A 23211-nucleotide genomic window follows, 5' to 3' on the forward strand; every position below is an offset into this window, starting at 1 on the left:
CGGATCGGGGGGTCTGCCATGGGCGCTGCCGCAGGGGCCGGGAGGGCGAAGGGGCACGCGCGCGTGCCGTGGGGGGACGTGCTGATGTCCGCCGTGGCCGCCGTGAGCTGGGCGTTGATCGGTATGGCGGGGACGGCGGCACTGGGGCTGCGGCTGCTGGAGGCGGACGCGGCGGGCTCGTTGGGGCCGATGACCGCTGCGGTGGTGGCGCTCGGGGCGGGTGGTTCGGTCACGCCGTCCGGTGATGTGTCCGTGTTCGGCCTGTCGGGCGCGGAGGCGGACACGGCCATCGAGATCACGCCACTGGGCGTCAGCCTGGTGGGGGCGGTGCTGCTGTCGTGGTTCTTCCTGCGGTCTTTGCGCGGAGCGGGAGTTGTGGTCGCACCGGCCGAACTGCTCGCGCGGGCCGGTTCGGTGGTGGTGCTGTTCGTGGCGATGCTGGGCGGGCTGGCCTGGGCGGGGCACGACGTCATCACGATCGACGGGGGCTCGCTCGGGCTGGACGACGTGCCCGGCGGGCGGGGGGGCGTCGAGATCCCGGGGCTGGGTGACGTCGGGGGGCTGCTGCCGGACCGGCTGGGCGACCTGGTCGACGCGCGGGCGGCGGTCGGCTTCACGGTCGACACCGTCCCGACCCTGCTCGGCGGGTTCGGCTGGTCGGCGGGCATCCTCCTCATCGCCCTGCTGGCCTCGCGCCGTACGCCGTTGCCGCGGGGCTGGGAGGCCGTGCACCGGGTCGTGCGGCCGGCCGTGTCCGCGGTGGTGACGGTGCTGCTGGTGGCGGTGGCGGCGGGGTGCGCGGCGGCCGTGTACGCGGCGGTCGGCGACGACCATCCTCGGCGCATCGCCGGTGCGGCGCTGCTCGGGGCGCCGAACGGGGTGTGGCTGGGGGTGCCGCTCGGCCTGTTCGTGCCGTGGGACGGACAGGCGACGGGCGAGCTGACCCGGTTCCTGCCCGACCCCCTGGACGACCTGCTGGGTGCCGGGTCGGGCGGGCCGGTGACCCTGAGCCGGCTGGCCGAGCTGGACTCGCGCGTGTGGCTGCTGGGGGTGGCGGCGGCGTCGATGATGCTGTTCGCGGGCGTGCTGGCGGGGGTGCGGACACCGGTCGGGGCGGGTGAGAGCGCCCTCGGTTTCGCGGGGCGGTGTGCGCTGCGGCTGGGTGTCGCCACCGCGTCGGCACTGCCGCTGCTGGTCTGGCTGACGGACGTCTCCGCGAGCGCGTCGCTGTCCGTCCTCGGCTTCGACGCGTTCGGCGCGGGCATCGAACTGCACGGCCGCCCCGCCACGGCCCTGCTGCTGGGTGCGCTCTGGGGCGCGGCGTCCGGGGCGACGGGGGCGCTCCTCGCGTGGGGCTGCGGGGCAGCGGGACGCCGGTCCACGGCGTGGGCCCGGGCGGCCGGTCACGGAGCGGGGGCGGGGGCACCCGGACACGGAGGCGTGGCGGGGGGAGCCGGACACGGAGCTGCGGCAGGGGCAGCCGGACACGGAACCGGCGCGGGGGCAGCCGGACACGGAACCGGGGCAAGGACAGCCGGACACGGAACCGGGGCGAGGGCAGCCGGACACGGAACCGGGGCGGGGGCAGCCGGACACGGAGCCGGGGCGGGGGCGGGGGCTGCGGCAGGGGTAGAGGCAGGAGCAGCGGCAGGGGCAGGCCAGGCCGAGGGCGGGCCTTACACGCCCCGCACGCCGTATCGGCCGCCCGACCCGGGTACCAACCCGTACCTGAGGGTCCCGGACGAGCTGCGGGAGCCGGAGGACGCGCGGCCTCCGGGGGCGGAACGAGTCGCCGGTGCCGCGGCCGGGCCGGAGTCGGGCATCCGGCCGGACGACGAGCCCCCCGCCCCGGGGGACGTCCACGGCGCCCCCACCGTCGTACGGCCGGTCGGGCCGCCGCCGCGTGGGCCGCGGCGGACACCCGGACCGCGGGACGGGATCGGGCGCCCGGAGCGGCCGGACGACGGGCCGCCGCCACCGCCCCCACCGCCGCCGCGTAAACCGCCGGGCGGCAGGTGACCGGCGAGGGGGCGGGGCTCCCCGCCGGGACGGTGGCCCCGCCCGTACCGGTGCGTAAGGTGCACGCCACCGGCGCGACATGCAGTGTTCGCTGTCCGCCAGACGGACCGCGCGGGCGACAGGCGCCGCGCGCCGGATACGGTGGAACCACCATGAGCGCTTCGCAGACCTCGTCTTCCGACGTCCCTGCCGACGTCCCCACCCTCCTTGTGAAGATCTTCGGCAAGGACCGGCCGGGCATCACCGCCGGCCTCTTCGACACCCTCGCCGCCTACTCCGTCGACGTCGTCGACATCGAGCAGGTCGTCACCCGTGGCCGGATGGTGCTGTGCGCGCTCGTGACCGAGCCGCCCCCGGGGCTCGAGGGTGATCTGCGGTCGACCGTCCACAGCTGGGCGGAGTCGATGAAGATGCAGGCGGAGATCATCTCCGGCCTCGGCGACAACCGGCCGCGCGGCCTGGGCCGCTCCCTGGTCACCGTGCTCGGGCATCCGCTCACCGCCGAGGCGACGGCCGCGATCGCCGCGCGGATCACGAAGACCGGCGGCAACATCGACCGTATCTTCCGGCTCGCCAAGTACCCGGTGACCGCCGTCGAGTTCGCCGTGTCCGGCGTGGAGACCGAACCGCTGCGCACCGCCCTGGTGACCGACGCCGCGCGGCTCGGCATCGATGTGGCGGTCGTCGGCGCGGGCCTGTACCGGCGCGCGCAGCGCCTCGTCGTCATGGACGTCGACTCGACGCTCATCCAGGACGAGGTCATCGAGCTGTTCGCCGCGCACGCCGGCTGTGAGGACAAGGTCGCCGACGTGACGGCGGCCGCGATGCGCGGCGAGCTGGACTTCGAGCAGTCGCTGCACGCGCGCGTGGCCCTGCTGGAGGGGCTGGACGCCTCGGTCGTGGACAAGGTGCGCAGCGAGGTCCGGCTGACGCCGGGCGCCCGCACCCTGATCCGTACGCTGAAGCGGCTCGGGTACCAAGTGGGCGTCGTGTCGGGCGGATTCACTCAGGTCACGGACGATCTGAAGGAGCGGCTCGGGCTGGACTTCGCCCACGCCAACACCTTGGAGATCGTCGACGGCAGGCTGACGGGCAAGGTCACCGGCGAGATCGTCGACCGTGCGGGCAAGGCCCGGCTGCTGCGCCGGTTCGCGGCGGAGGCCGGTGTGCCGCTGTCGCAGACGGTGGCGATCGGTGACGGCGCCAACGACCTGGACATGCTGAACGCCGCCGGGCTCGGTGTGGCCTTCAACGCCAAGCCGGTGGTGCGCGAGGCGGCGCACGCCGCGGTGAACTTCCCCTTCCTGGACACGGTCCTGTACCTGCTGGGCATCACGCGTGAAGAGGTCGAGGCGGCGGACATCCTCGACATCGGCTGAGCCGACGGCAGGGGCCCGGCGCCGCACCGGCGCCGGGCCCCTGCCCTCAGGCGTGTCACGCGGAGATCGTCACTCGGCGGGCGCCCAGTAGTCCTGCAGGGAGGCCACGGCCGGCTCCAGGCTCTTCCACGGGCCGCCGAACGACAGCACGGCGAAGGCGGCGGCCGGGAAGCCGCGTCGGGCCATCCGCTCCCGCGCGGTGTCCTCGCCCGAGCCCGCCAGGACCTCGGCGAGGCCCTGGATGCCCGGGTTGTGCCCGATCACGAGGAGGTTGCGCACCTCGTCGGGGGTCTCGTTGAGCAGGGCGATCAGCTCGCCCGGCGAGGCCTCGTAGATCCGCTCCTCGTAGACGGTTTTCGGCCGCTGCGGGAACTCCTGGACGGCGAGCTTCCACGTCTCCCGGGTCCGGACCGCGGTGGAGCACAGGGCCAGATCGAAGGCGATACCGGTGTCGGTCAGCCTGCGCCCGGCCTCCGCCGCGTCCATTCGGCCCCGGTCGGCGAGCGGACGCTCATGATCGGTGACCTGTGGCCAGTCGGCTTTCGCATGGCGGAAGAGGACAATCCTGCGGGATTCTGCGACGCTCATGAGATCCAGCTTCGCATGAAACACGCCACCTGGCGCAGGGAGTTGACCCCCGGCTTCGGCGCGGTCAGCGGGCTGTGAGCTGCTGGATACGCTCGAAGAGGTGGGTGATCACCGGCTCACCGGTGGCCGCGTGCGCGTCGGACGGGTTCAGGATCAGGGTGAGCAGGGCGGCGAAGGCCAGCACGGGCAGGGCGAGAGCCCACCAGGGCAGCCGGCCGGCGGCACCGGCCCGGGTCGCCGGATGGGGCCGGGTGTGCGTAGGGGCCGACATGGGTGCCTCCGCTCTTCGAGTGGCCGGTGACCGTCTGGCGGCCACACACTCGAAGCTACGGGCTCCACCGCTGCCAACCCATCCGGTGATCCACCCACTTGACCCTGACCCTCACCCCCTAGGGGATACGGGGGCCAGCCCCACCACGGGCCCGGCGAGCGCGGGTCAGGGCGAGGCGATGGTCGCGATGACGGCGATGACGATGAAGATCGCGAAGAAGGCCCCGAAGACGAGCAGCATCTTCTTCTGACCGTGCTGGGGATTCGGGTCGAGCACTGGCATGGGGCCAGTCTCCCACCCCCCGTCCGCAGCGGACGCCCCGGGGTGACTCCTCTCCCCGGGGACTTCCCCGCGCGTGGCTCAGCGGGACGCCTCGTCCTCCACCGTGCGGTCGCGGCCGGCCAGGACGCCGACGACCATCTGCGGGATCATCAGGGCGCTCATCAGCGCGATCGGCAGGCCCCAGCCGCCGCTGTGCTGGTAGAGGACGCCCACCAGGAGCGGTCCGGGGATGGAGATCAGGTAGCCGGTGCTCTGTGCGAACGCCGACAGCCGGACCACGCCCGGGCCGGTCCGGGCGCGCATGCCGACCATGGTCAGCGCGAGGGGGAAGGCGCAGTTGGCGACGCCGAGCAGCAGGGCCCAGGCCCAGGCGCCGGCCGCGGGCGCGAGGTACAGCCCCGCGTAGCCGGCGAGGCCGCACAGGCCCAGGACCACCACGATCGGGCCCTGCTGGGGCAGCCGGGTGGCCAGGCGGGGTATGACGAAGGCGAGGGGCACGCCCATCACCATGGTGACCGCCAGCAGCAGGCCCGCGGTGCCGGCGGGCACACCGGCGTCCCGGAAGATCTGCGCCATCCAGCCCATGGTGATGTAGGCGGCGGTGGCCTGGAGCCCGAAGAACACGGCCAGGGCCCAGGCGGTGCGGCTCCGGGTCATCCGCAGTGGGGGCGTTTCCCCGCGCGCGTGCTCCGCGGGGGCCGGGGCCTGGTTGCGTGCCGTCTCCTCGGCGACCCGCTCCCCGTCGCCGGGCTGCTTTCCGCGTCCACGGACGAAGGGCAGCCACGGCAGGACCGCCGCCACGGCGAGCCCCGCCCACAGGGCCAGGCCCGTCTGCCAGCTGCCGCCGAGGGCGTCGGTCACGGGGACCGTCACGGCGGCCGCGAGGGCCGTGCCGAGGGCCAGGGCCATCGAGTACAGGCCGGTCATGGATCCCACACGGTCGGGGAACCAGCGCTTGACGATGACCGGCATCAGGACGTTGCTCACCGCGATACCCATGAGGGCCAGGGCGCTCCCGGCCAGGAAACCGGCCGTGCCGCCCGCGTACGGGCGGATCAGCAGGCCCATGGCGATGGCGGCCATGCCGGCGCACACCACGGCGCCCGGCCCGAAGCGGCGGGCGAGCCGCGGGGCCATGACGCCGAAGACGGCGAAGCACAGCGGCGGGACGGAGGTGAGCAGGCCGGCCACGCTGCCGCTCATGCCGAGCCCGTCGCGGACCTCCTCCAGGAGGGCGCCGAGGCTGGTGATGGCGGGGCGGAGGTTCAGCGCGGACAGCACGATGCCGAGGACGAGCAGGCGCGTCGTCCACGCGCGCGCGGACGCGCCCTCCTGTTTCCCGGCGTCCTTCCCGGCGTCTTTCCCGGCGTCTTTCCCGGCGTCGTGCGGCTTCCGGGCGTCGTGCGCGGCCGCGCTGCGTACGGTCGGGGGCGTCGTCGTCCGGGTTTCCTCGCTAGGCATGAGCCCCATCATAGAATCATGGGATGATTGACTGTCCACTCACCGGCTGCCCCCGGGCGCCCCGGCCGTGCGAAGGTGTGCCATGCCCTTGAGCCATCCCCGCCGCTCGGCCCTGTCCGAGCAGGTCATCGCCGCGCTGCGGGCCCAGATCACCTCGGGTGAGTGGCCCGTCGGCTCCCGGATCCCGACCGAGCCGGAACTGGTCGAGCAGCTCGGCGTCGCCCGCAACACGGTCCGTGAGGCCGTTCGCGCCCTGTCGCACAACGGCCTGCTGGACATCCGCCAGGGCTCCGGCACGTACGTCGTGGCGACGAGCGAGCTGGCGGGTGTGATGCAGCGCCGGTTCGCCGGGGCGGACCCCCGGCACATCGCCGAGCTGCGCTCCACCCTGGAGTCGGCCGCCGCCCGGCTGGCCGCCGAGCGGCGTACGGAGCGGGACCTCAAGCAGCTCGACGCGCTGCTGCTGCGGCGCGAGGAGGCGTGGGAGTCGGGCGACAAGGAGGCGTTCGTGACCGCGGACGCGACCTTCCACCTGGCCGTCGTGTCGGCCTCCCACAACGACGTGATGACGGCGATGTACGCGGACCTCGGCGAGGTGCTGCGGGACTGGTTGCGCGAGGACGTCGGCGAGGAGCTGACGCCGGAGACGCACATGGACCACGGGCGGCTGCTGGAGGCGATCCGCGCGGGCGAGGCGGAGACGGCCGCGGCGGAGGCGGCCCGCTACCCGTTCCTGTGCCGCCTGGGCGGCGTCACCTCCCCCACGGCCGGCTGACACCCCCGCGCAGGACCGGCTGCCCTGCCGCCGGGCCGAAGCCGCCCCGGCTCAGCTCTCCCGGCTGTGGCCGATCCACACGTCGGCGACCTCTTTCCAGCAGCGGCCGGACAGCCGCACCGTCTGCGCGGGGGCCGCCTCGACCGGTGCGCTGTCGGTGTCGAGGTCCCACCAGCGGGCGCACTCGACGTGCAGGCTCACGCGGTCGGTCTCCGGGTAGGGGTTGTGGCAGTACGCGGTCACCCGGGAGTCGGTCACGCGGATCCGGCAGGCCGCACCGAAGGGGTCCGCCGTCTCACGCTCGTCGGCGGGCACGCGCGCGTGCGGCACCGCCTCGTACGCCAGGGTCAGGACGAGCGCGACGGCGGCGAGGGACACTGAGGCCGTTCGGCGGGACAAGCGCACAAGGGGACCTCCTCGGCCGTGCTGGGGAGGGGATCGCGTGGTGAAACGCGTACTCCGGGTGCCCGGTTCGCGTACTCCAGAGTGCCCGGTCAGCGGCCTGTCCCGCCCGGCCTGATGAGCCGAACGAGTGACGCCCCGCTCCCCGCGCGCGGCGGGGAACAGGGCGTCCGGGAGGTGCGGGAGATCAGGCTCCGATGGCGTGCAGACCGCCGTCGACGTGGACGATCTCGCCCGTGGTCTTCGGGAACCAGTCGCTCAGCAGGGCCACGACACCCCGGCCGGCCGGCTCGGGGTCCTTGAGGTCCCACTCCAGCGGGGAGCGGTCGTCCCACACGGAGGCCAGCTCGCTGAAGCCCGGGATGGACTTGGCGGCCATGGAACCGAGCGGACCGGCCGAGACCAGGTTGCAGCGGATGTTCTGCTTGCCCAGGTCGCGGGCCATGTAGCGGCTGGTGGCCTCCAGGGCGGCCTTGGCCGGGCCCATCCAGTCGTACTGCGGCCAGGCGAACTGCGCGTCGAACGTCAGACCGACGACGGAGCCGCCGTTCTGCATCAGCGGCAGGCAGGCCATGGTGAGCGACTTCAGGGAGTACGCCGAGACGTGCATGGCCGTGGCGACCGACTCGAACGGCGTGTTCAGGAAGTTGCCGCCGAGGGCGTCCTGCGGGGCGAAGCCGATGGAGTGCACGACACCGTCGAGGCCGCCGAGCTCCTCGCCGACGATGTCGGCCAGACGGCCGAGGTGCTCGTCGTTGGTGACGTCGAGCTCGATGACCTTGGCCGGCTTCGGCAGCTTCTTGGCGATGCGCTCGGTCAGCGTGGGCCGCGGGAACGCCGTGAGGATGACCTCGGCGCCCTGCTCCTGGGCCAGCTTGGCGGTGTGGAAGGCGATGGAGGCCTCCGTCAGCACGCCGGTGATCAGGACGCGCTTGCCCTCGAGAATTCCGCTCATGGTGATCAGTGACCCATTCCCAGTCCGCCGTCAACGGGGATGACGGCTCCAGTGATGTACGAGGCGTCGTCCGAGGCGAGGAACCGCACCGTCGCGGCGATCTCCTCGGGCTGGGCGTACCGGCCGAGCGGCACCTGCTTCACGATGCCCTCGCGCTGCTCGTCGGAGAGCACCGCGGTCATGTCGGTCTCGACGAAGCCGGGGGCGACGACGTTGAAGGTGATGTTGCGCGAGCCCAGCTCACGGGCGAGGGAGCGCGCGAAGCCGACGAGGCCGGCCTTGGAGGCGGCGTAGTTGGCCTGGCCCGCGGAGCCGAGCAGCCCGACGACCGAGGAGATCAGCACGACGCGGCCCTTCTTGGCGCGCAGCATGCCGCGGTTGGCGCGCTTGACGACGCGGAAGGTGCCGGTGAGGTTGGTGTCCAGGACGGACGTGAAGTCGTCCTCGGACATCCGCATCAGGAGCTGGTCCTTGGTGACACCGGCGTTGGCGACGAGGACCTCGACGGGGCCGTGGGCCTCCTCGATCTCCTTGTAGGCCTGCTCCACCTGCTCGGCGTCGGTGATGTCGCACCGGACGGCGAGGCAGCCCAGCTCCGTCAGGGCGGCCGGCGGCTCACCCGAGCGGTATGTGATGGCGACCTTGTCGCCGGCATCGGCGAAAGCGCGGGCGATGGCGAGGCCGATGCCCCGGTTGCCTCCGGTGACGAGAACCGAGCGGCTCAACGGATCACCCTTTCGGTAGCGGTCGGATACCCCGCCCGGTCGCCTGGACGGCAGGCGGTGATGACAGGCGGCTTCCTCGAAAACCTATCGGTCCGGACAGGCCCGGGGACAATCGGGCACCGACAGTGGCGTACGGGACTCACTGTCGGGTCCCTACAGAAAGCAGCGGGCCGGGCTCGGGAAACTCGTGGCCCGCGGGCGGACGGGACGACATGATCTGAGCTGTCACGACGTACGGCAGCCACGGTCACCTCGACAGAAAGAGACGGCGGTGCCTCATACCATCGACGAGGCCTTCACGGCCCTCCCCCTACGCGCCCTCGCCGACGCGGCCCTCGCACGCGCGCGTGCGCTGGGGGCCGAACACGCGGACTTCCGCTTCGAGCGGGTACGGGGCGCCTCCTGGCGGTTCCGGGACGCCAGACCCGCCGGGTCGTCGGACACCACCGACCTCGGCTACGCGGTGCGGGTGGTGCACGGCGGTACGTGGGGTTTCGCCTCCGGCGTCGACCTCAGCATGGACGCCGCCGCCCGGGTCGCCGGGCAGGCGGTGGCGATGGCGAAGCTGTCCGCGCAGGTGATCAAGGCGGCCGGGTCGGACGAGCACGTGGAGCTTGCCGACGAGCCGGTCCACGCCGAGAAGACGTGGATCTCGTCGTACGAGATCGACCCGTTCTCCGTGCCCGACGAGGAGAAGGCCGGGCTGATCTCGCAGTGGAGCGCGCGGCTGCTGGCAGCCGACGGGATCGACCATGTCGACGCCTCGCTGCTCACCGTCCACGAGAACAAGTTCTACGCGGACACCGCCGGGACCGTGACCACTCAGCAGCGGGTGCGGCTGCACCCGGTGCTCAACGCGGTCTCGGTGGACGAGTCCAGCGGCGAGTTCGACTCCATGCGCACCCTCGCTCCGCCGGTGGGACGCGGCTGGGAGTACCTGACGGGCACCGGCTGGGACTGGGAGAGCGAGCTGGAGCAGATTCCGGAACTGCTCGCGGAGAAGATGCGCGCGCCGAGCGTGCAGCCGGGCCTGTACGACCTGGTCGTGGACCCGTCCAACCTGTGGCTGACCATCCACGAGTCCATCGGGCACGCCACCGAGCTGGACCGGGCACTCGGCTACGAGGCGGCCTACGCGGGCACCTCCTTCGCCACGTTCGACCAGCTGGGCAAGCTGCGGTACGGCTCGGAGCTGATGAACGTCACCGGCGACCGCACCGCCGAGCACGGCCTGGCCACGGTCGGCTACGACGACGAGGGCGTCGAGGGCCAGTCCTGGGACCTGGTGAAGGACGGCACGCTCGTCGGCTACCAGCTGGACCGGCGGATCGCGAAACTGACCGGCTTCGAGCGGTCCAACGGCTGTGCCTACGCCGACTCCCCCGGGCACGTGCCGGTGCAGCGCATGGCCAACGTGTCGCTGCGGCCGGACCCGGCGGGCATGTCGACCGAGGATCTGATCGGCGGCGTGGAGCGAGGCATCTACGTCGTCGGCGACCGGTCCTGGTCGATCGACATGCAGCGCTACAACTTCCAGTTCACGGGGCAGCGCTTCTACCGGATCGAGAACGGGCGGCTGGCCGGACAGCTGCGGGACGTGGCCTACCAGGCGACGACGACCGACTTCTGGGGCTCCATGGCCGCCGTGGGCGGGCCGCAGACCTACGTCCTGGGCGGCGCCTTCAACTGCGGCAAGGCCCAGCCGGGCCAGGTCGCGGCGGTCTCCCACGGCTGCCCGTCGGCCCTGTTCAAGGGCGTCAACATCCTCAACACGACCCAGGAGGCCGGTCGATGAACATCAACTGCGGCATCGGCTGGGGGTCCGGGGGTTACCCCCCGGGAAAGCACAGTCTCAACACGACCCAGGAGGCCGGTCGATGAGCGGGCGTTCCAGCAAGCCGCACGAGGTCGTGGAGCGCGCCCTCGAACTGTCCCGGGCGGACGGCTGTGTGGTCATCGCCGACGAGCAGTCCACCGCCAACCTGCGCTGGGCGGGCAACGCGCTGACCACCAACGGCGTGACGCGCGGGCGCACCCTCACCGTCGTCGCCACGGTCGACGGCAAGGAGGGCACGGCTTCCGGGGTCGTGTCCCGGTCCGCCGTCACCGAGGACGAACTGGAGCCCCTGGTGCGCGCCGCCGAGGCCGCCGCACGCGGCGCCGGCCCCGCCGAGGACGCGCAGCCGCTGGTCACGGGCGTGGCGCCGACGCCGGAGTTCACCGAGGCGCCCGCCGAGACCTCCTCCGCCGTGTTCGCCGACTTCGCGCCCGCCCTCGGCGAGGCCTTCGCTCGCGCGCGTGCGGGCGGCCGGGAGCTGTACGGCTTCGCCCACCACGAGCTGGTGTCGACGTACGTCGGCACGTCCACCGGACTGCGGCTGCGGCACGACCAGCCGAACGGGACGCTGGAGCTGAACGCCAAGTCACCGGACCGCACCCGGTCCGCCTGGGCCGGGTGCTCCACCCGGGACTTCAAGGACGTCGACCCGGCGGCGCTGGACGCGGAGCTGGCGGTGCGCCTGGGGTGGGCCGAGCGGCGCGTCGAGCTGCCCGCCGGGCGCTATGAGACGCTGCTGCCGCCGACGGCCGTGGCGGACCTGCTGATCTACCAGATGTGGTCGGCCTCGGGCCGGGACGCGGTGGAGGGCCGCACGGTGTTCTCCAAGCCGGGCGGAGGCACGCGGGTCGGCGAGAAGCTGACCGAGCTGCCGCTGACCCTGCGCAGCGACCCGAACGAGCCGGGCCTGGAGTCGGCGCCCTTCGTGATCGCGCACTCCTCCGGGGGCGACCAGTCGGTGTTCGACAACGGGCTGCCGCTCGCGGCCACCGAGTGGATGCGCGAGGGCGAGCTGCGGCACCTGACGACCAGCCGGCACAGCGCGGGCCTGACCGGCCTGCCCGTGGCGCCGGGCATCGACAACATCATCCTGGACGGGGGCGAGGACCGTTCCCTGGACGAGATGGTCGCGAACACCGAGCGGGGGCTGCTGCTGACCTGCCTGTGGTACATCCGCGAGGTCGATCCGGCGTCGCTGCTGCTGACGGGCCTGACCCGGGACGGCGTGTACCTCGTGGAGAACGGCGAGGTGACGGGCGAGGTGAACAACTTCCGGTTCAACGAGTCGCCGGTCGGGGTGCTGGGCCGGGCCACGGAGGCCGGGCGGACGGAGAAGACGCTGCCCCGGGAGTGGAGCGACTGGTTCACCAGGGCGGCGATGCCCGCGCTGCGCGTCCCCGATTTCAATATGAGCTCTGTCAGTCAGGGCGTATAACCTCGTAGGCGGCTGTCACCCGACTGCCCGAGGATCATCCGAGGAGATACGAGAACCGTGACGGACATCGTCGACGAGCTGAAGTGGCGCGGGCTGTTCGCCTTGTCCACCGACGAGGACGCTTTGCGCAAGGCGCTCGCGGACGGTCCCGTCACGTTCTATTGCGGCTTCGACCCGACCGCGCCGTCGCTGCACGTGGGGCACCTGGTGCAGGTGCTCACCGTGCGCCGGCTCCAGCAGGCCGGTCACCGGCCGCTGGCGCTGGTCGGCGGCGCCACGGGCCTGATCGGCGACCCGCGCCCGACCGCGGAGCGCACGCTGAACGACCCGGAGACGGTCACCGGCTGGGTCGCCAAGCTGCGCGCCCAGATCGAGCCGTTCCTGGACTTCGAGGGCGAGAACGCGGCCGTCATGGTCAACAACCTCGACTGGACGGAGAACCTCTCCGCGATCGAGTTCCTCCGTGACATCGGCAAGCACTTCCGCGTCAACAAGATGCTGACGAAGGACTCGGTGGCCCGCCGTCTGGAGTCCTCCGAGGGGATCAGCTACACGGAGTTCAGCTACCAGCTGCTGCAGGGCATGGACTTCCTGCAGCTGTACCGGCGCTACGGCTGCACGCTGCAGCAGGGCGGCAGCGACCAGTGGGGCAACCTCACGGCGGGCCTGGACCTGATCCACCGCCTGGAGCCCGACGCGACCGTGCACGCGCTGGCCACGCCGCTGATGACCAAGGCGGACGGCACCAAGTTCGGCAAGACCGAGGGCGGTGCCGTCTGGCTCGACCCGGAGATGACGACGCCGTACGCGTTCTACCAGTTCTGGCTGAACGTGGACGACCGGGACATCTCCCGGTACATGCGCATCCTGTCGTTCCGTTCCCGCGCGGAGCTGGAGGAGCTGGAGCGGCAGACCGAGGAGCGTCCGCAGGCCCGGGCCGCGCAGCGTGCCCTGGCCGAGGAGCTGACGACCCTGGTGCACGGCGCCGACCAGACGGCCGCCGTGATCGCCGCGTCCAAGGCCCTCTTCGGGCAGGGCGACCTGACGGAGCTGGACGAGCGGACGCTGGCCGCGGCCCTGTCGGAGGTGCCGCACATCCAGGTCGCCGAGCTCGGTCCGACGGTGGACCTGTTCGCCGAGGTCGGCCTGGTGGCGAGCAAGTCGGCCGCGCGCCGCACGGTCAAGGAGGGCGGCGCCTACGTGAACAACGTCAAGGTCGCCGGCGAGGACGCCGTCCCCGCGAAGGAGGACCTGCTGCACGGCCGGTGGCTGGTGCTGCGCCGGGGCAAGAAGAACCTGGCGGCCGTCGAGGTCACGGGCGGCTGAGCATGCCGCCGAGGGGGTGGTCTCCGGTGCCGGAGGCCGCCCCCTTCGTCGTACGGGTCATGCCCTGCGTTGTTCTCCCCTGGCGGCGGTCCAGGCCCTGTCGCCCAGGCCGACCAGGATGATCGCCATCACCAGCTGGAAGACGTGCCGCCACCAGTCGATGCCCGATGTGGCGTCGACACCGGCCGCCCGGGCGATGGCGTTGCCGGCGATGCCACCGATGATGCCCAGGATGACGGTCAGCCACAGGGGAAGGTGCTGCTTGCCCGGAATGATCGCCTTGGCGAGCAGGCCGAGCACCAGTCCCACGATGATCGCCCACAACCAGCCCATCACTGCCTCCTCGCACGGCTCGACGTGAGCACTACGGCCAGTGTCGGCCCAGGTGCCCTACGGCGCATGCCGACGAGGGCCGTACGCAGGGCGGCGCAGGCGCCCTGCCCTGGCGGGGCGTGACCCGGCCTCGTCGCGATCGCCGACGCGGCGTACCGTAAGAGCTGTCCCGGTCAGGTGTCCCCGGCCGGCCGAGGACGGCTACGGGGCGGGGAGAGTCGGATACGGGCGGATGGTGGAATGCGATGCGGAAGCAGCATGGCGGCGGCAACGTCCAGGTTTTCCGGATCACCGGCGCCCGGACGGGGTTGCAGGAGGACGTACGCGGGCGGCAGCGCCGGTACGTGATCTCGATGACGGTCCGCACGATCTCCGTGATCCTCGCGGCCACCCTGTGGAACGTCGAACGGCACGTCGCCATCGTGGCGTTGGTGCTGGGGCTGGTCCTGCCGTACATCGCGGTGGTGATCGCCAACGCCGGGCGTGAGAATGCGCCGTCTCTGCCGTCGACGTACGTGGTGTCGCATCCGCGTCCGATGATCGGCCCGCCGGGTGCGGGTGACGGGTCGGGGGAATCGGTTGCGGAAGATGCCGTGCCCGGACCGGGGGCGGGCACGCGGAGCGAATCGCACGAGCGGTAGGAGCGCCCCGGCGCGCTCGCGCGGGAGATCGCGGGTGCGCGGGAAGGGAAGTCGGCTTCCCGCCAAGCTCAAGAAAAGCTCAGATCAATCATGTTGTTCCAGTGCCGGGGGCGGGGTTACCCGTGACATACTTCGTACGCGCTCCGCATCCCCCGTCGGAGCGACGGACCGACGCCGGGCAGCTCCCCCCGTGGCTGCTCGGCGTCGCCTTTTCTGTGTGCTGTGGTGAGACGAACCTGTGAGTGACGAGACGCCCATCTGTTCCGCCAAGGGCTGCCGTGTCGACGCCGTGTGGGTGCTGGCGTGGAACAACCCGAAGATCCATACGCCGGAGCGGCGCAAGACCTGGCTGGCCTGTGAGGAGCACCGCGAGCATCTGTCGCAGTTCCTCGGGGTGCGGGGGTTCTTGAAGGACGTGGTTCTTCTGAGGGACTGGGAAGCGCCGGACGCGTGACGCTTCCGGGTGCCGGTGCGTCGTGGCGTCTCGCGCGGCTCCCCGCCCGCCCGGGGGTGTCGGCCTAACCCCCGATCGCCGACATCGGCCTGGTCGGCTGCACGAACGTCGGGTCGTCCAGGCCCGCTCCCGCCTTCTTGCCCCACATCGCCAGGCGCCAGATGCGGGCGATCTCCTCGTCCGGGGCGTCCGAGCGCAGGGCGGCGCGCAGGTCGGTCTCCTCCTGGGCGAACAGGCAGGTGCGGACCTGGCCGTCGGCCGTGAGGCGGGTGCGGTCGCAGGCCGCGCAGAAGGGGCGGGTGACGGAGGCGATGACACCGACCACGTGCGGGCCGCCGTCGACGAGCCAGCGCTCCGCCGGGGCCGAGCCGCGCTTCTCCTGGCCCTCGGGGGTCAGTTCGAAGCGGGTGCGCAGGGAGGCCAGGATGTCTCCGGCCGTGATCATGCCGTCGCGCTTCCAGCCGTGCTGGGCGTCCAGCGGCATCTGCTCGATGAACCGCAGTTCGTAGTCGTGCTCCACGGCCCAGGCCAGCAGGTCGGGCGCCTCGTCGTCGTTGAGCCCGGGCATCAGGACCGAGTTGACCTTGACCGGGGTCAGGCCGGCGTCGCGGGCGGCGTGCAGGCCCTCGATGACGTCCTTGTGGCGGTCGCGGCGGGTGAGGGTCTTGAAGACGTCCGGCCGGAGGGTGTCGAGGGAGACGTTGACCCGGTCCAGGCCCGCCGCCTTCAGGGCCGCCGCCGTGCGCTTGAGGCCGATGCCGTTCGTCGTCAGCGACATCTGCGGGCGGGGGTCGAGGGCGGCGACGCGCTCGACGATGCCGACCAGGCCGGGGCGCAGCAGGGGCTCGCCGCCGGTGAAGCGGACCTCCTCGATCCCGAGGGAGGTGACCGCGATGTCGATCAGGCGGACGATCTCGTCGTCCGTGAGCAGGTCCGGCTTGGCCAGCCACTGCAGGCCCTCCTCGGGCATGCAGTACGTACAGCGCAGGTTGCAGCGGTCGGTCAGTGAGACCCTCAGGTCGGTGGCCACCCGGCCGTAGGTGTCGATGAGCACGTGGGCCCCCTCCCTCGTCGCGGATCACGCGTGCGGCACTGCTTCTCCGACACCTGCGAGCCTACGTGACCCCACCGTCAACGCCACAGGCCCGATCCCACGACGCGGGACGCGGCCGGGCCGCAGGGACCTGGAGGTTCCTACGATCCGGCCGCGCGGCAGGGGTCGTGCTCAGTGGGCTCCGGTGCCGGTCAGGGACCGGACCTCCAGCTCCGCGTACTTCTTGGCGTCGGGCTCCTCCTTGGACAGGACCGTGCCGAGCCAGCCCATCAGGAAGCCGAACGGGATGGAGATGATGCCCGGGTTCTTCAGCGGGAACCAGGCGAAGTCGACCTCGGGGAACATCGCCTTGGGGTCGCCGGAGACGACGGGCGAGAACAGCACCAGGCCGACGGCGACGATCAGACCGCCGTAGATCGACCACAGGGCGCCCTGGGTGGTGAAGCGCTTCCAGAACAGGCTGTAGAGGATCGTCGGGAGGTTGGCGGAGGCGGCGACGGCGAAGGCGAGGGCGACCAGGCCGGCCACGTTCAGGTCGCGGGCCAGGGCGCCCAGGCCGATGGAGACGACGCCGATGAAGACGGTCGCCCAGCGGGCCGCGCGGACCTCCTCGGCGCCGGAGGCCTTCCCCTTGCGGATGACGTTGGCGTAGATGTCGTGCGCGAAGGACGACGACGAGGCGAGGGTGAGGCCGGCGACGACGGCGAGGATCGTCGCGAAGGCGACCGCCGAGATCGTGGCGAGCAGGATCGCGCCCCAGGTCGAGTCGACGCCGCCCAGGTGCAGGGCGAGCAGGGGTGCCGCCGTGTTGCCGGACGGGTTGGAGGCGATGATCTCCTCCTGCGAGATGAGCGCGGCGGCGCCGAAGCCGAGCGCGATCGTCATCAGGTAGAAGCCGCCGATGATGCCGATGGCCCAGTTCACGGACTTACGGGCGGCCTTGGCGTCGGGCACGGTGTAGAAGCGGATCAGGATGTGCGGCAGGCCGGCGGTGCCCAGCACCAGGGCGATGCCCAGGGAGATGAAGTCCAGCTTGGAGGTGCCGGTCGCGCCGTACTGGAGGCCGGGCTCCAGGAAGGCGGCGCCCTTGCCGCTGTTCTCGGCGGCGGTGCCGAGCAGGTCGGAGATGTTGAAGTTGAACTTCAGCAGCACCAGGAAGGTGATCAGGATGGTGCCCCCGATGAGCAGCACGGCCTTGACCATCTGGACCCAGGTGGTGCCCTTCATGCCGCCGATGGAGACGTAGACGATCATCAGGAGGCCGACCAGGGCGACGATGAGGATCTTGCCGGCGTCGGAGGTGATGCCGAGCAGCAGCGAGACGAGGACGCCCGCGCCGGCCATCTGGGCCAGCAGGTAGAAGATCGACACCACGATGGTGGACGTGCCTGCGGCGGTGCGGACCGGGCGCTGGCGCATGCGGTAGGCGAGGACGTCGCCCATGGTGTAGCGGCCGGAGTTCCTGAGCGGTTCGGCCACCAGGAGCAGGGCGACCAGCCAGGCGACGAGGAAGCCGATGGAGTAGAGGAAGCCGTCGTAGCCGAAGATGGCGATGGCGCCCGCGATGCCGAGGAACGACGCGGCGGACATGTAGTCGCCGGAGACGGCGAGGCCGTTCTGGAAGGCGCTGAACTGGCGGCCGCCGGCGTAGAAGTCGGCGGCGTCCTTGGTCTGGCGGCCAGCCCAGATGGTGATGCCCAGGGTCGCGAGGACGAACAGCGCGAACAGGGTGATGATCAGCGGGCGGTGCTCGCTGGCCTCGTTCGCGGCGAGGAAGGTGTGCTGTACGGGGCTCATGCGCCGCTCTCCATCCGGGTCTTGATGGCCTCGGCCTTGGGGTCGAGCTTCGCGGCGGCGTGCCGCGAGTACCACCAGGCGATGAGGAACGTGGTGACGAACTGGGCGACGCCGAGGACGAAGGCGACGTTGATGTTGCCGAAGAGCTTGGTGCCCATGAAGCCGCCCGCGTAGTTCGAGAGCAGGACGTACAGCAGGTACCAGGCGATGAAGCCGACGGTCAGCGGGAAGGCGAAGGAGCGGTAGGAGCGGCGCAGTTCACCGAACTCCGCGCTCTCCTGCACCTCGGCGAACTCCTCGGGTGAGGGGAGCTTGTGTTGCTCTTTCGAGGGGGGCGGTGCGTCGGTGGCCACGGAGTCTCCTCGCAGGGATGGAAGCGGTTGTGAACGGGTGCGAGAGGCGCGTGTCCTCGCGCTCCTTGTCCAACGTCACGGCGGCACATGAGAACCGGTTCAACCGGCCGGCGTTCTTTCCGAAGTCGTTTCGACAAAGCGTTGCTGCGGGCGGGAGGCCGGGATAGCTTCGCCCTGCACCACCACGTCATGTACCTGCCCGGGCACCACCTGTGCCTCGGGCCGGTTTCGTTTCCGGAGGATGTGGAGACCCCATGTCTCACTTGCGTTCCAGACGCCGGCTCGCGCTCGCCGTGCCCGTCGTGCTGTCCCTGACGGCCTCGCTCGGCTTCCTGCCGGCCGCCGCGTCGGCGGCCCCGCACACCGAGTCGGCCACCCGGTCGGCGGACGCGCCGAAGCTGTCGTACGTCGTCAACACCAAGCCGTCCCGGCACACGATCGCCTCGGTGAAGAAGGCGATAGCGAAGGCCGACGGGTCGGTGGTGGAGACGTACGAGCGGATCGGCGTCATCGTCGTCCACTCCTCGAACCCCGACTTCGCCACGACGATCCGCACGGTGCGCGGTGTCCAGTCGGCGGGTGCGACGCGGACGGCGCCGCTGACGGCCGCGGGCACGAAGCAGGAGGGCGCCGTCGAGTATCTGACGGCCGCCCAGGCGAAGCGCGCCGAGGCGGCCTCGGCGCGGACGGCCGACAGCGAGCCCCTCGAAGCGGACCAGTGGGACCTGCGGGCGATCGGCGCCGACAAGGCCGCGAAGATCAACCCGGGCAGCCGCAAGGTGACGGTCGCCGTCATCGACACCGGTGTGGACGACACCCACCCCGACATCGCCCCGAACTTCTCCGCGTCCCAGTCCGCCAACTGCGACGGCGGCAAGGCCGACACCAGCGAGGGCGCCTGGCGGCCGTACACCGCCGGGGACTACCACGGCACGCACGTCGCGGGTGAGATAGCCGCCGCCCGCAACGGTGTCGGCGTCGCGGGCGTCGCTCCCGGGGTGAAGGTCTCCAGCATCAACGTGACCGACCGGACGAACGGCCTCTTCTACCCGGAGAGCGTCGTGTGCGCGTTCGTGTTCGCCGCCGACCACGGCGTCGAGATCACGAACAACAGCTACTACGTCGACCCGTGGCTGTACAACTGCATGGACGACCCGGACCAGCGGGCCATCGTCGACGCGGTCAACCGGGCGCAGCTGTACGCCCAGAGGAAGGGCACGCTGAACGTCGCCGCGGCGGGCAACTCCAACCACGACCTGGACGCCGACGCGATCGTCGACGACTCCAGCCCGGACGACTCCACGCCGGTCGAGCGCACCATCGACCCGCACGAGTGCCTGGACGTGCCGAACCTGCTGCCGGGTGTCGTCACGGTCAGCGCGACGGGCGTGAACAACCTCAAGTCGTACTACTCGTCGTACGGCAAGGGCGTGGTCGACGTCGCCGCGCCGGGCGGTGACGGGCGCTACCAGACGCCTGACACCCCCTCGAAGAACGGCCGTATCCTCTCCGCCCTGCCGAACGGCACATGGGGCTTCCTGCAGGGCACCTCGATGGCCTCGCCGCACGCCTCCGGTGTCGCGGCGCTGCTGAAGTCCGAGCACCCCTGGGCGTCCCCGGCCCAGCTGCAGGCGATGCTGAAGGCGCAGGCCGACCCGACCGCCTGTCCCACGTCCTACGACCAGGACGGCGACGGCACGCAGGACGCCGTGTGCGAGGGCGGCAAGCGCCTCAACGGCTTCTACGGGCACGGCATCGTCAACGCGCTGCGCGCCGTCAAGTGACCCGGCCCGCCACCGGGACCTCCCGCACGATCAGCTCGTACCGTGAACGAACTGGAGACACCATGACTGCGCCGTACGCGCGCTACCGTCGCGCCGTCGCGATCCCGGCCGGGATGGCCATGGCCACGGCCCTGGCGTTCCTGCCGAACACCGTCGCCACGGCCGCCGAGGACGCCCCGGCCGCGGCCCGGGCGGACGCGACCCCGCTCAGCTATGTCGTCAACGTCAAGCCGGGTCACGGCACGTCGGCGCACGTGAAGAAGGCCGTCGCCGAGGCCGGCGGCACGATCGTGACGGCGTACGACCAGATCGGCGTCATCGTCGTCCACTCCTCGAACCCCGACTTCGCCACGACCATGCGCACGGTGCGCGGCGTGCAGTCGGCGGGAGCCACCCGGACCGCGCCGCTGCCGTCGGCGTCGACGGGCGACCTGGGCGCCCCGAAGGTGCTGAGCGCGGCGGAGGTCGCCGCGGCCGACGCCCCGGCCGGCCAGGACCCGCTGCAGCCCCAGCAGTGGGACCTGCCCGCCATCAAGGCGGACAAGGCGCACCAGAAGACGCTGGGCAGCAAGAAGGTCACGGTCGCCGTGATCGACACCGGCGTGGACGACACCCACCCCGACATCGCGCCCAACTTCGACCGCAAGGCGTCGGTCAACTGCGTGTCGGGCAAGCCGGACACGGCGGACGGGGCCTGGCGGCCGAGCGCCGAGGAGAGCCCGCACGGCACCCATGTCGCCGGTGAGATCGCGGCCGCCAAGAACGACGTCGGCATGACCGGTGTCGCGCCCGGCGTGAAGGTCTCCGGCATCAAGGTGTCGACCACGGCCGGGTTCTTCTACACGGAGGCCGTGGTGTGCGGCTTCGTGTGGGCGGCCGAGCACGGGGTCGACGTCACGAACAACAGCTATTACACGGACCCCTGGTACTTCAACTGCAAGAACGACCCGGACCAGAAGGCCCTCGTGGAGGCGGTCGGCCGGGCCTCGCGGTACGCGGAGAAGAAGGGCGCGGTCAACGTCGCCGCGGCCGGCAACGAGAACTACGACCTCGCCGCCGACGAGATCACCGACCCCTCGTCCCCGAACGACAGCACACCGGGCGACCGGGTCGTCGACCCCTCCGAGTGCCTCGACATCCCGACCCAGCTGCCGGGTGTCGTCACGGTCGCCTCGACGGGCGCGAAGGGCATCAAGTCGTCCTTCTCCAACCACGGTCTGGGCGTCATCGACATAGCCGCCCCGGGCGGCGACTCGACCGCCTACCAGAAGCCGGACGCGCCGGCCACGAGCGGCCTCATCCTGGGCACGCTGCCGGGCGGCAAGTGGGGTTACATGGCCGGTACGTCGATGGCGTCCCCGCACGTGGCGGGCGTGGCAGCGCTCATCAAGTCGACGCACCCGTACGCCTCTCCGGCCCTGGTGAAGGCTCTGCTGTACGCGGAGGCCGACGCCACGCCGTGCACGGACCCGTACGACATCAACGGCGACGGCAAGGTCGACGCGGTGTGCGAGGGTTCCAAGAACCGCAACGGTTTCTACGGCTGGGGCATCGCGGACGCGCTGGACGCGGTGACCAAGTAGAGCTCGTGTGAAGGTGATCCGGGCCGGACGGGGACACCCGTCCGGCCCGTTCCACGTCTACGGCAGGATGCCTTGTCATGGACGTGTACGAGATGACGGCGACCTGGACGGCCCGGCCCGTGCGGCCGCGGTGGCGGCTGGCGCTGCGGTTCGCCGCGAGCGTGGTGTGGTTTCCGGTGGTGTGTGTGCTGTGGGCGGCGGTGATGGCCGCGTTCCTCGTGGTCGGCATGTTCGCCGAGGTGATCACCGCCTTCAGCAACAGGCTCGAACGCGGCTACCTGAACGCCATGGGCTGGACGGTGGGCCGCGTCGGGCGGCTGGCCTCCTGGTGCGTGTCCTGGCCGGAGCTGCTGCATGAGGGCGACGTCGAGTACTACAAAGCGCGGGTGGAGAGGGCGGTGGGCAAGTGGACCGCCCGGGCCTCCGCCCCGGTCCGGCCGCAGAAGCCGAAGCCGCCCGTGGAGTGCGCGATACCCCTGCGGGTCTACCGCGGGGTGGGCGGCTGGTACGTCGCCCAGGTCGCGCTCGCGCAGGGCTGGGAGCTGAGGCCGACGGACGAGCGCAAGGAGGTGCGGCTGTGGTGGGCTGCCGCACCCAAGGCGGGCTGACCTCCGGGCCGATGTCCGGCTGACGGGCGACCGACTTGCCCGGACGCGTGGAGGTTGGTGAAGATCCTGGGGTGATCCTGACAAGACCCCCGTCCGGAGCGGCCGATGGGCACGGGGCCGTGCGGCGCACCGGCGCGGGCCGGACCGTCGCCGTCCTGGCCCTGGTGGCGCTGGCCGCGCTGATCCCGCTGCTCGGGCCGTCCGCCGCGCTGCACGGCACCGGGGAGGCCGGGGCACCCGGGGCCGGCGGCATAGCCCTGCTCCGGACGGTGCTGTTCGCGGCGCTGTGCATACCCGTCGGCGAGCTGTTCGTGAACCGCCTGGCGCGAACGCTGCCCGGCACGCAGCCCGGTACCCGGCCGGGCTCGGAAACGGGGCAGGACCCGGCGCTGCCCCGCAGTTGGTCCCCCGCCGCGGCGGCCGCAGGTTTCGTCGCCGCCCTCGGACTCGCCACGGTCGTGGCCACCGGCAATCTCGTGCCGGGCGAGGTGGCGGACATCGACGTCGGAGGCCTCTACGCCTCCCGGGACGGCAAGCTCGCCCTGCTGGAGGTCAACGCGTTCCTGGTGGCCGGGCTGTGCGCCGTGTCGCGCCGGCCGGTCGCGCAGGTCTGGCCGCTGGCCGCCGTGGTCGTCGCCGAGGCACTGCGCGCCCACCCCACGACCGAGCACAGTCCGCTGACCGGCTCGGGGCTGACGCTCGTCCATCTGACCTGTGCGGCCCTGTGGGCGGGCGGTCTGCTGCACGCGTTGCGCGTCCTGCGGCTGTGGCACGGCCGGCACCCCACGGAGGCGGGCGCGGCCCTGCTGGGTCTCTACGCGCGCGTGGCCCTCGTCCTGCTCGCCGCCATCACCGCGACGGGCGTGTGCAGTTCCCTGCGCCGGATGCCGCCGGAGACGGTTCTGGAGCAGCTGACGGGAACGGCGTACGGGCGGGCGCTGCTCGCCAAGGTGCTGCTCGTGGCGGTCGTCGCCGCCCTCGCGGTCTGGGCCCGGCGTCGGCTGCGCCGGGCGGCCGACCCGCTGACGGCCTGCGTTCCGGCCCGGGCGGAGGTCGCGGTCCTGGGCCTGACGGTCGCCGCGTCCGGCCTGCTGACGGCGCTTCCGGTGCCCATCCGGTGGTGAGGCCGGTGACGCCGGTGACGCCGGT

At 71.9% G+C, this 23211-nt stretch carries 23 protein-coding genes; 12 read left to right on the forward strand and 11 right to left on the reverse strand.

Translation table 11 applies throughout. The features are described 5' to 3' along the window. Positions 1-18: 18 nt before the first annotated feature. Together ACFV20_RS34175 and serB are read left to right on the forward strand one after the other, a co-directional pair. Positions 19-2019, forward strand: coding sequence for a streptophobe family protein (locus tag ACFV20_RS34175; protein ID WP_385664302.1), 2001 nt, complete (start codon positions 19-21; stop codon positions 2017-2019). Between the two features lie 152 nt (positions 2020-2171). After that, on the forward strand, positions 2172-3398 hold the full coding sequence (gene serB / locus ACFV20_RS34180; RefSeq protein WP_385664305.1) for a phosphoserine phosphatase SerB: 1227 nt from the start codon (positions 2172-2174) through the stop codon (positions 3396-3398). Between the two features lie 69 nt (positions 3399-3467). Here serB and ACFV20_RS34185 read toward each other — a convergent pair whose 3' ends face one another. From ACFV20_RS34185 to ACFV20_RS34200, 4 genes are all read right to left on the reverse strand, one after another. Then, the gene (locus ACFV20_RS34185; RefSeq protein ID WP_385664308.1) at positions 3468-3986 is read right to left on the reverse strand and encodes a SixA phosphatase family protein; all 519 of its coding nucleotides are present in this window, start codon (positions 3984-3986) and stop codon (positions 3468-3470) included. Positions 3987-4050: 64 nt separating this feature from the next. Beyond that, positions 4051-4257, reverse strand: a complete 207-nt coding sequence (locus ACFV20_RS34190) for a hypothetical protein (protein ID WP_385664311.1) — start codon at positions 4255-4257, stop codon at positions 4051-4053. A gap of 165 nt (positions 4258-4422) precedes the next feature. Beyond that, positions 4423-4539, reverse strand: coding sequence for an SGM_5486 family transporter-associated protein (locus ACFV20_RS34195; protein ID WP_097215821.1), 117 nt, complete (start codon positions 4537-4539; stop codon positions 4423-4425). A gap of 78 nt (positions 4540-4617) precedes the next feature. Further along, positions 4618-6012 (reverse strand): CynX/NimT family MFS transporter, encoded by a 1395-nt coding sequence (locus ACFV20_RS34200; RefSeq protein ID WP_385664314.1) that lies wholly within the window; start codon positions 6010-6012, stop codon positions 4618-4620. A 70-nt stretch (positions 6013-6082) separates the two neighbouring features. On the opposite strand from ACFV20_RS34200, the gene ACFV20_RS34205 reads away from it, so the two are divergent. Beyond that, positions 6083-6775, forward strand: a complete 693-nt coding sequence (locus ACFV20_RS34205) for a FadR/GntR family transcriptional regulator (protein WP_385664317.1) — start codon at positions 6083-6085, stop codon at positions 6773-6775. A 51-nt stretch (positions 6776-6826) separates the two neighbouring features. On the opposite strand, the gene ACFV20_RS34210 is transcribed toward ACFV20_RS34205, so the two are convergent. The 3 genes from ACFV20_RS34210 to fabG form a co-directional block, all read right to left on the reverse strand. Continuing rightward, positions 6827-7180, reverse strand: a complete 354-nt coding sequence (locus tag ACFV20_RS34210; protein ID WP_385664320.1) for a hypothetical protein — start codon at positions 7178-7180, stop codon at positions 6827-6829. Positions 7181-7364: 184 nt separating this feature from the next. Then, positions 7365-8132, reverse strand: coding sequence for an enoyl-ACP reductase FabI (gene fabI / locus ACFV20_RS34215; RefSeq protein ID WP_385664323.1), 768 nt, complete (start codon positions 8130-8132; stop codon positions 7365-7367). 5 nt (positions 8133-8137) lie between these two features. Then, positions 8138-8857, reverse strand: a complete 720-nt coding sequence (gene fabG / locus ACFV20_RS34220) for a 3-oxoacyl-[acyl-carrier-protein] reductase (protein WP_385664325.1) — start codon at positions 8855-8857, stop codon at positions 8138-8140. 271 nt (positions 8858-9128) lie between these two features. Between fabG and ACFV20_RS34225 the strand changes: the two genes are divergently transcribed. From ACFV20_RS34225 to tyrS, 3 genes are all read left to right on the forward strand, one after another. After that, positions 9129-10652, forward strand: coding sequence for a TldD/PmbA family protein (locus ACFV20_RS34225; protein WP_385664328.1), 1524 nt, complete (start codon positions 9129-9131; stop codon positions 10650-10652). Between the two features lie 82 nt (positions 10653-10734). Beyond that, entirely contained in the window at positions 10735-12129 is a 1395-nt protein-coding gene (locus tag ACFV20_RS34230) for a metallopeptidase TldD-related protein (RefSeq protein ID WP_385664331.1), read from the forward strand. A 57-nt stretch (positions 12130-12186) separates the two neighbouring features. Next, positions 12187-13455 (forward strand): tyrosine--tRNA ligase, encoded by a 1269-nt coding sequence (gene tyrS, locus ACFV20_RS34235; RefSeq protein WP_385664334.1) that lies wholly within the window; start codon positions 12187-12189, stop codon positions 13453-13455. A 57-nt stretch (positions 13456-13512) separates the two neighbouring features. Here the strand turns inward: tyrS and ACFV20_RS34240 are convergent, their stop codons facing one another. Beyond that, the gene (locus tag ACFV20_RS34240; protein WP_053670783.1) at positions 13513-13788 is read right to left on the reverse strand and encodes a GlsB/YeaQ/YmgE family stress response membrane protein; all 276 of its coding nucleotides are present in this window, start codon (positions 13786-13788) and stop codon (positions 13513-13515) included. A 245-nt stretch (positions 13789-14033) separates the two neighbouring features. Here ACFV20_RS34240 and ACFV20_RS34245 point away from each other — a divergent pair, with 245 nt between their 5' ends. Beyond that, complete coding sequence (locus ACFV20_RS34245) at positions 14034-14429, forward strand: DUF3099 domain-containing protein (protein ID WP_385664337.1); 396 nt, start codon at positions 14034-14036, stop codon at positions 14427-14429. 238 nt (positions 14430-14667) lie between these two features. Continuing rightward, entirely contained in the window at positions 14668-14883 is a 216-nt protein-coding gene (locus tag ACFV20_RS34250; RefSeq protein WP_385664339.1) for a hypothetical protein, read from the forward strand. Positions 14884-14947: 64 nt separating this feature from the next. Here the strand turns inward: ACFV20_RS34250 and moaA are convergent, their stop codons facing one another. The 3 genes from moaA to ACFV20_RS34265 form a co-directional block, all read right to left on the reverse strand. Continuing rightward, a complete protein-coding gene (gene moaA, locus ACFV20_RS34255; RefSeq protein ID WP_385664341.1) occupies positions 14948-15937 on the reverse strand; it encodes a GTP 3',8-cyclase MoaA in 990 nt (329 codons plus the stop codon). 171 nt (positions 15938-16108) lie between these two features. Beyond that, the gene (locus ACFV20_RS34260; RefSeq protein ID WP_385664343.1) at positions 16109-17734 is read right to left on the reverse strand and encodes a cation acetate symporter; all 1626 of its coding nucleotides are present in this window, start codon (positions 17732-17734) and stop codon (positions 16109-16111) included. Further along, positions 17731-18087 (reverse strand): DUF485 domain-containing protein, encoded by a 357-nt coding sequence (locus tag ACFV20_RS34265; protein ID WP_031104157.1) that lies wholly within the window; start codon positions 18085-18087, stop codon positions 17731-17733. Before ACFV20_RS34265 ends, ACFV20_RS34260 begins: the two co-directional genes overlap by 4 nt. A gap of 254 nt (positions 18088-18341) precedes the next feature. On the opposite strand from ACFV20_RS34265, the gene ACFV20_RS34270 reads away from it, so the two are divergent. The 4 genes from ACFV20_RS34270 (at position 18342) to ACFV20_RS34285 (ending at position 23186) form a co-directional block, all read left to right on the forward strand. Further along, the gene (locus ACFV20_RS34270; RefSeq protein ID WP_385664346.1) at positions 18342-19871 is read left to right on the forward strand and encodes a S8 family serine peptidase; all 1530 of its coding nucleotides are present in this window, start codon (positions 18342-18344) and stop codon (positions 19869-19871) included. A 62-nt stretch (positions 19872-19933) separates the two neighbouring features. Beyond that, a complete protein-coding gene (locus ACFV20_RS34275; RefSeq protein WP_385664349.1) occupies positions 19934-21454 on the forward strand; it encodes a S8 family serine peptidase in 1521 nt (506 codons plus the stop codon). Positions 21455-21531: 77 nt separating this feature from the next. Then, entirely contained in the window at positions 21532-22062 is a 531-nt protein-coding gene (locus tag ACFV20_RS34280) for a hypothetical protein (protein WP_385664352.1), read from the forward strand. A gap of 71 nt (positions 22063-22133) precedes the next feature. After that, positions 22134-23186 carry a CopD family protein gene (locus tag ACFV20_RS34285; protein WP_385664354.1) on the forward strand — a complete coding sequence of 351 codons (1053 nt, stop codon included), beginning with the start codon at positions 22134-22136 and terminating at the stop codon, positions 23184-23186. The last annotated feature ends 25 nt before the right edge of the window (positions 23187-23211 follow it).

The organism is Streptomyces sp. NPDC059696 (genome assembly GCF_042733745.1).
Lineage (GTDB): Bacteria > Actinomycetota > Actinomycetes > Streptomycetales > Streptomycetaceae > Streptomyces.

Bases quoted from the DNA above. Each gene is read 5' to 3' on its own strand.
- ACFV20_RS34205 (WP_385664317.1), top strand. From the start codon at position 6,083: ATGCCCTTGAGCCATCCCCGCCGCTCGGCCCTGTCCGAGCAGGTCATC.
- ACFV20_RS34200 (WP_385664314.1), bottom strand. From the start codon at position 6,012: ATGATGGGGCTCATGCCTAGCGAGGAAACCCGGACGACGACGCCCCCG.
- ACFV20_RS34240 (WP_053670783.1), bottom strand. From the start codon at position 13,788: ATGGGCTGGTTGTGGGCGATCATCGTGGGACTGGTGCTCGGCCTGCTC.
- fabI (WP_385664323.1), bottom strand. From the start codon at position 8,132: ATGAGCGGAATTCTCGAGGGCAAGCGCGTCCTGATCACCGGCGTGCTG.
- ACFV20_RS34260 (WP_385664343.1), bottom strand. From the start codon at position 17,734: ATGAGCCCCGTACAGCACACCTTCCTCGCCGCGAACGAGGCCAGCGAG.
- serB (WP_385664305.1), top strand. From the start codon at position 2,172: ATGAGCGCTTCGCAGACCTCGTCTTCCGACGTCCCTGCCGACGTCCCC.
- ACFV20_RS34245 (WP_385664337.1), top strand. From the start codon at position 14,034: ATGCGGAAGCAGCATGGCGGCGGCAACGTCCAGGTTTTCCGGATCACC.
- ACFV20_RS34185 (WP_385664308.1), bottom strand. From the start codon at position 3,986: ATGAGCGTCGCAGAATCCCGCAGGATTGTCCTCTTCCGCCATGCGAAA.
- ACFV20_RS34175 (WP_385664302.1), top strand. From the start codon at position 19: ATGGGCGCTGCCGCAGGGGCCGGGAGGGCGAAGGGGCACGCGCGCGTG.
- ACFV20_RS34195 (WP_097215821.1), bottom strand. From the start codon at position 4,539: ATGCCAGTGCTCGACCCGAATCCCCAGCACGGTCAGAAGAAGATGCTG.
- ACFV20_RS34275 (WP_385664349.1), top strand. From the start codon at position 19,934: ATGACTGCGCCGTACGCGCGCTACCGTCGCGCCGTCGCGATCCCGGCC.
- ACFV20_RS34230 (WP_385664331.1), top strand. From the start codon at position 10,735: ATGAGCGGGCGTTCCAGCAAGCCGCACGAGGTCGTGGAGCGCGCCCTC.
- ACFV20_RS34190 (WP_385664311.1), bottom strand. From the start codon at position 4,257: ATGTCGGCCCCTACGCACACCCGGCCCCATCCGGCGACCCGGGCCGGT.
- ACFV20_RS34270 (WP_385664346.1), top strand. From the start codon at position 18,342: ATGTCTCACTTGCGTTCCAGACGCCGGCTCGCGCTCGCCGTGCCCGTC.
- ACFV20_RS34280 (WP_385664352.1), top strand. From the start codon at position 21,532: ATGGACGTGTACGAGATGACGGCGACCTGGACGGCCCGGCCCGTGCGG.